Genomic DNA, 6,000 nt, shown 5'->3' on the forward strand with positions numbered 1-6,000 from the left:
TGCGTTGGCCTTTGTGTGATCGCGAATCGCGATGTCGCGCGCGCGGCGCTCAATCGCGCGGCCAGACGCCTGAACTGCCGCGCCGATGACTGTCGACGAGATGCGTGTCGATGATGCCCGTCGCTTCCATCAACGCATGCATCGTCGTCGGCCCGACGAAAACGAAACCGCGCTTGCGCAATGCCTTGCTCAACGCAACCGATTCGTCAGATGTCGTGGGGATTTCAGCGATCGTTTGCGGGGCAGGCGTCGCGTGCGGCTGGAACGACCAGATCAGCGCAACGAGTCCGCCCTCTTCGCGCAAGCGGACAGTCGCCGCAGCGTTCGCGATCGTCGCCAGAATTTTCGCGCGGTTGCGGATGATCCGCTCGTCGGCCATCAATCGTTCGACGTCGTTCTCGTCGAACGCGGCCACCGCGTCGGGGTCGAAGTGGCCGAATGCCTCCCGGAAAGCCTCGCGCTTGCGCAGAATCGTCGCCCACGAGAGCCCGGACTGGAACGCCTCCAGGCTCAACCGCTCGAACAGTCCGCGCTCGTCGCGCACGGGCATGCCCCACTCGGTGTCGTAGTAGTGCTTGAGCAGCGGATCGACAGCGGCCCACGGCGGACGCGCGAGGCCATCGGCACCGATGACGGCGTCGAGCGGCTGTGGCTTCTTCGGGCGCGCTGCCTTCTTTGCGGCGGCACGCGCTTCTTTGACGGCGGGCTTCGCGGTGGCGGATTCCGTTTTGTGCTTTTTTGCGGGACTGGTTTTCTTCATGCTCGAATCAGTGAGTTTGCTCGATGCGCGTGCTTTGCGCCGACGCGCGCCTATTGTCGTATCGCTCTTCTATCGACGGCAAGGATTGCGATAGCGAATGACGCGGCCACTGCAAGCACGCTGACATTTGCGTATGCTTGTGCGTATCGAAAGTGCCCATATATACGGGTGCGAGTGGCCGCCGCCGGACGTGCCGGCAAGCTGGCCCCTTCAAGGCTCAGGCCCGTCAAAAGCGGCAGACGCAAGTGGCGCTGCCCTGCAAATCAAGGAGAGATTCACACATGCCCGCGTACGCTAAAACTCCGGAAGCATTGGACCGTCTCACGCCTGAGCAGCGTCGCGTGACGCAGGAGAGCGGGACGGAACGCCCCTTTTACAACGAGTTCTGGGACAGCAAGGACGCGGGCTTGTACGTCGACGTCGTATCGGGCGAACCGCTCTTCACGTCGCTCGATAAATTCGACAGCGGCTGCGGCTGGCCGAGCTTCACGAAGCCGCTCGAGGACGAACACGTCGTCGAGTTGCGCGACACGACTCACGGAATGATCCGCACGGAAGTGCGCTCCAAACACGGCGACAGTCACCTCGGCCACGTTTTTCCGGACGGTCCGCGCGAAGCGGGCGGGCTGCGGTACTGCATCAATTCCGCGTCGCTGCGGTTCATTCCCGTATCGCGCCTCGAAGAGGAAGGCTATGGGCAATACCGCAGCCTCTTCGACAACGCAAAGAAGTAAGTAAGCTCGCGCGATAGCGGCCTGGTGGTCCACGCCGCTGTCGCGCGCGGTGACGATGTCGATCGCGACATAAATCGCGGCGGCGCTAGCGGGCTGCGTGCAATGCTACCGGCAGCGCTTCGATCGCATCGCCGATCCGTATCTCCCCGCCCTTCACGACGCGTGCCGTAATGCCGCCGAATCCGCGCACGGCGTTGTAGCCGCCTGTACCCAGCACTTCTTCCATGCGCGAACACGGATGGCACTCGCCCGTCGTTTGCGGCACAGCGTCGCCGATCCGGAATTGCCGATCTTTCAGCGCCATCAGGTTGATGCCCTCCGTCACGATGTTGCGCCGCAGGTCGCTCGCGGCAACCTCGCTGCGTGCCAGATGACTCGCGATGCTGCGCAGACTTTCGGCCTGAATCAGCGTGACCTGCCGTTCGCCGCCACGGCTCGCGTAGTGGTCGCCGACGAGGCCCATATCTGCGTCGATCAGCGCCGTTTCGACAATGGTCATCGCGACTTTTCGCCGCGTGCGCAGGCCTATCCAGGCGATCCTGCCGGGACGGATCGGACCGTTGATGAGCCTCGCGAGCGGCGACGAAGGATTGAGCGGCATGGGCAACCTGCGGATGCGGGTGGAAACGATATGGATCAGCGGAACGTGCGCCACAGTGCAACGCGCATCCACGCGTCTTTATACTATCGCCCATCGGATAACAGGACCCGCAAATGAAACGAGCAGTACTCACGGCTGCGCTCGCCGTCGGCCTCGTGCAACCGTCGATGCATGCGGTCGCGCAGACGGTCGCCGATCAGTGTTTCGCGATCGGCGATATCGCCGGTCAGGTCGCCTCCTGGCGCCTGCACAAAAAGACCAAGGCGCAGGCGCAGGATCAGGCGCGGAAGTACTACAAGGACGCGTCGGATCGTCAGGCCGTCGATGCGGTGATCGAGCGGGTCTACAGCGGCGCGGCGATGACGCCGGACCAGGCCAGCATGCTCTTCACGCAGCAATGCGCGCAACAGAAGAAGCCGTCGGGCGCGCAGTAATCTCACGCACGCGTCACCACGCGTGCAGACGTACAAGCGCGAAAATCTGCGAGCTCGCATAGAGCAGCAGACCGATGCAGCCGCCCACGATCGTCCCGTTGATGCGGATGTATTGCAGATCCTTGCCGATGTTCAATTCGATCTGCTCCGACATGTCACGCGAATCCCAGTTCTTGACGGTATCGCTGATGTGGCGCGTCAGATAGCCGGCGAAATCCGGCGCCATCGCGCGCGCCGCTTCTTCCATATGCTGATTCAGCGAACGGCGCAACGCTTCGTCGTTCGCGAGTTCGCGGCCGATCCACTGTCCCATCGCCGACACCTTCGTGCGCAGCACGGAGTCGCCGCGCTCCAGATCGACGCGCAGCCAGTCGCGCAACTGGCCCCACAAGTCGCGGACGTATAGCGCGAGATTCTCGCTGTCCTTCACGTAGCTTTTGATCTCTTCGCCCTTCTGCAGAAAGACGGGATCGGACTTCAACCTGACGATCAGGCGTGCCGCCGCTTCGTCGAACTTGCGGCGCAATTTGTGTTCGGGGTCTTCGCTCACGCGCAGCAACATGTTGTTCACCGCTTGCGCGACGACATTCGCGCCGCTTTCGCCGAGCCACTCCGACGGCATCAGCTTTTCCAGCGTCGGATACTCGCGCTTGAACCAGTCGACGATCTGCTCCGCGATGAACGCGCGGACACCCGGCTCGCGAAGCAGCGCCATCAGATGCTCGATGCCATCGTCGAGCAGTTGCTGATGCCGGCCATCGCGCGTCAACGTATCGAGAATCGCGCCCGTTGCCTTCGACAGATCGATTCTGTCGAGCATTGCGTCGAGCGCATCCTTGATGAAACGCTGGATGCGCGCGTCGTCGAGGAGTTCGAGTATCCCGGCCGTCAGCTTCACCACGTAGTCGCCGAGGCGCTGCGTGTTCGCATCGACGCATAGCCAGTTCGTGACGCTCTGCGCGGGATCGTGCTTGCGGATCAAACCGACTATCGACGATTCGTCCAGAAACTTCTCGCGCACGAAGAGCGCGAGATTGTCGGCGATCTTGTCCTTGTTCTGCGGAATGATGGCCGTGTGCGCGGCCACGCCTGGAATCGGCACGCGCCGGAACAACGCGACGACGGCGAACCAGTCGGCGAGCGCGCCGACCATCGCCGCCTCCGCCACGGCCTTGACGCCATCGACCCACATGCTCGCGCGCATGAACGCGGTCGTCACGAAGACGGCAGTGGCGATCAAAAGCAAAAGCGTCGCGCGACGCTTCGCATGCTTGAGTTCTAGTACCTTGTTCATTGGACTGGCTTGGGTCGGTTCATTGGTATTCGGGACGCAGCAGATATTCGCGCGCGCCGGGGTCTTCGACGCGTTGACACTAGATTAACCGCCGTGCTGTACTGCCGCCTCGTCACGAATCAGTCGACGCCCATGCTCACCTGTCCCGCTCGCTGGTTCGCAAGCGCGGAGGTGGCGCTGCGTCGACTCTCGTTCAACGGAGGCTTGTTTGTTTTCGAATTCGCAGATTCCTCGCGCGACGATCCAGGCCTACCTGGAGACGCACTACCGCGTGCACGGTTCGATGCCGGCGACGCTGAAGATTGGCGAATTCAACGCGTCGCTGGCTGCCATTCACGACGCGCACGGCGTGCGCAGTAGCGCGTTCATCACCGCATGCAATCCGTTCAGTCAACTGCTCGACGATGCGGCCAATACCAGCCGGCAGCTTGCGCTCGCTCGCGAACTCTCGCAGCGCGGATTGACGTTTATCGATGGCGTCGGCGAGCACCCGTCCAACGGCTGGCGCGGCGAGCCGAGTTTTCTCGTGCTAAGGGTGTCGGTCGAGGATGCCAAGGCGTTTGGGTTGCAGTTCGGGCAAAACGCGGTCGTCTGGTGCGGTGGCGATGCGGTGCCGCAGTTGGTGCTCTTGCGGTAGGTTTCTGATGGGCTTTGTGCGCTGTCGCTCGCCGGAAAGCGGCTCGGTTGGCGAGTTGGCGGGAAATATGTAGTAGACACCACAAGTCACGTATCAAATACTACGCATAGGTGGATTTGCATCGGAAAACCAGCGAAACCCGCATTTGACGCAAAATATCTCGTGCCGGAGCCGAAATTCCGTGAAACATACGGCGGGGCATCGGCTAAGTCATTGCATTGTAATGGTTTCTTCGATTGGCTGGTTTTCTTAAGGTTGTTTCACGGATTCTGCGGCAAGTCCTTGCTGATTAAAGATTTTCAGCGTGAACGGTGTTTTTCGCGTTCTACGAGTTGCGCGTCGCCTATAGGACGCCAACCGCTAAAACCCACGTTACTGCCACTGTCGCGTCGTGGCTGAAGCGCTCTTGGGAGCACTGTCCGGCTCCTCGTGAATATTTATTCGGATAGCTTATTATTTTCGAGATAACGACGGGAGATTTAGCTCGTGCTGATCGCGTCCGATGACAGGTTCGTGGGTGACTCCGCGGCGCTTTCAGTGATAGCGCTCTGTCTATTCGCGGCTTTCGCGCGTGACTGCGGCGCTCGGTGCATAGGTGTTGCGTTTGTCGAACGATGTGCGGGTGCGTGATCTGCTTTTTGAAGCTCAGTTTTTCACTTCGATTCGCATGGCGATGCGTGTTGTTCCTCGGAGCCAGTGGTCGTTCGGCACGCGTGCGGCAGATCGGACTACGCGCCGATCTGAGCCATGCGGTCCACGCCGTTGTGCGCGAGGTCCATGCGCCAGCGCGTACTTCACGTCGCTTGTACGTCTTAGCGAGCCGGCGCCAAATCCGTAAATGAACTGGGCGTGTTCGGTCACGTGTGAAGGTTCGCTGAAAATTCGGCAAAGCACCTCGCCTTTGTCACGTCTGTCGCGTTCCACAGACTGCGCCCAATGCGCGGCATGCATCTCGCACTGTCCGTTTGCCTAGTGGTAATTCCAGAATTCTCAGGGGTTCGGTTATTTTTCGCTGCGTCGGCGAAAGAGGCGAGATGCGAAGTTGGTCGGAACACTGTCGCTCTCGAATCGGCGCTTTGGGTTTGGGAGGTCGAATGGATTCGCCGCGATGAGCCGCGGGACGGGTTCACATCAGTTGCGCAGAATCCTGTTTTGGCATTGACGGCGTGGCGACGGCATAGGACGTCCGCGCCACAAAATCTCGCAATCGACGCGCAGCGGCTGGACCGCGGTTTGGGTTTGGCTCGAACCACTCTTGCGTTTGATCGAGCATCGTGGAGCGCCGACGCACGCCGAGTGAGGTGTTTAGCGTTTGGGTACTTTGCGTCTCGGGTCGCGGGTCGTGGCTCGTGGCTCGTGGCTCGTGGCTCGTGGCTCGCGGCTCGCGGCTCGCGGCTCGCGGCTCGCGGGTCTCGGGTCTCGGGTCTCGGGTCTCGGGTCTCGGGTCTCGGGTCTCGGGTCTCGGGTCTCGGGTCTCGGGTCTCGGGTCTCGGGTCTCGGGTCTCGGGTCTCGGGTCTCGGGTCTCGGGTCTCGGGTCTC

6 protein-coding genes are annotated in these 6,000 nt (G+C 61.4%); 3 read left to right on the forward strand and 3 right to left on the reverse strand.

Annotated elements, in window-relative coordinates:
* Positions 1 to 49: 49 nt before the first annotated feature.
* Positions 50 to 760 carry a DNA-3-methyladenine glycosylase I gene (locus VSR68_RS34270; protein ID WP_342944008.1) on the reverse strand — a complete coding sequence of 237 codons (711 nt, stop codon included), beginning with the start codon at positions 758 to 760 and terminating at the stop codon, positions 50 to 52.
* A 281-nt stretch (positions 761 to 1,041) separates the two neighbouring features.
* Between VSR68_RS34270 and msrB the strand changes: the two genes are divergently transcribed.
* Positions 1,042 to 1,494 (forward strand): peptide-methionine (R)-S-oxide reductase MsrB, encoded by a 453-nt coding sequence (gene msrB, locus VSR68_RS34275; RefSeq protein ID WP_342944009.1) that lies wholly within the window; start codon positions 1,042 to 1,044, stop codon positions 1,492 to 1,494.
* 85 nt (positions 1,495 to 1,579) lie between these two features.
* Here msrB and VSR68_RS34280 read toward each other — a convergent pair whose 3' ends face one another.
* Positions 1,580 to 2,095 (reverse strand): MOSC domain-containing protein, encoded by a 516-nt coding sequence (locus tag VSR68_RS34280; RefSeq protein ID WP_342944010.1) that lies wholly within the window; start codon positions 2,093 to 2,095, stop codon positions 1,580 to 1,582.
* Between the two features lie 113 nt (positions 2,096 to 2,208).
* Here VSR68_RS34280 and VSR68_RS34285 point away from each other — a divergent pair, with 113 nt between their 5' ends.
* On the forward strand, positions 2,209 to 2,529 hold the full coding sequence (locus VSR68_RS34285) for a hypothetical protein (protein WP_342944011.1): 321 nt from the start codon (positions 2,209 to 2,211) through the stop codon (positions 2,527 to 2,529).
* A gap of 13 nt (positions 2,530 to 2,542) precedes the next feature.
* On the opposite strand, the gene VSR68_RS34290 is transcribed toward VSR68_RS34285, so the two are convergent.
* Positions 2,543 to 3,823, reverse strand: coding sequence for a DUF445 domain-containing protein (locus VSR68_RS34290; RefSeq protein WP_342944012.1), 1,281 nt, complete (start codon positions 3,821 to 3,823; stop codon positions 2,543 to 2,545).
* Between the two features lie 208 nt (positions 3,824 to 4,031).
* Here VSR68_RS34290 and VSR68_RS34295 point away from each other — a divergent pair, with 208 nt between their 5' ends.
* Positions 4,032 to 4,460 (forward strand): DUF3293 domain-containing protein, encoded by a 429-nt coding sequence (locus VSR68_RS34295; RefSeq protein ID WP_342944013.1) that lies wholly within the window; start codon positions 4,032 to 4,034, stop codon positions 4,458 to 4,460.
* Positions 4,461 to 6,000 lie beyond the last annotated feature (1,540 nt).

The organism is Paraburkholderia phymatum (assembly GCF_038900715.1).
In the GTDB taxonomy this organism is placed as follows: domain Bacteria; phylum Pseudomonadota; class Gammaproteobacteria; order Burkholderiales; family Burkholderiaceae; genus Paraburkholderia; species Paraburkholderia phymatum_A.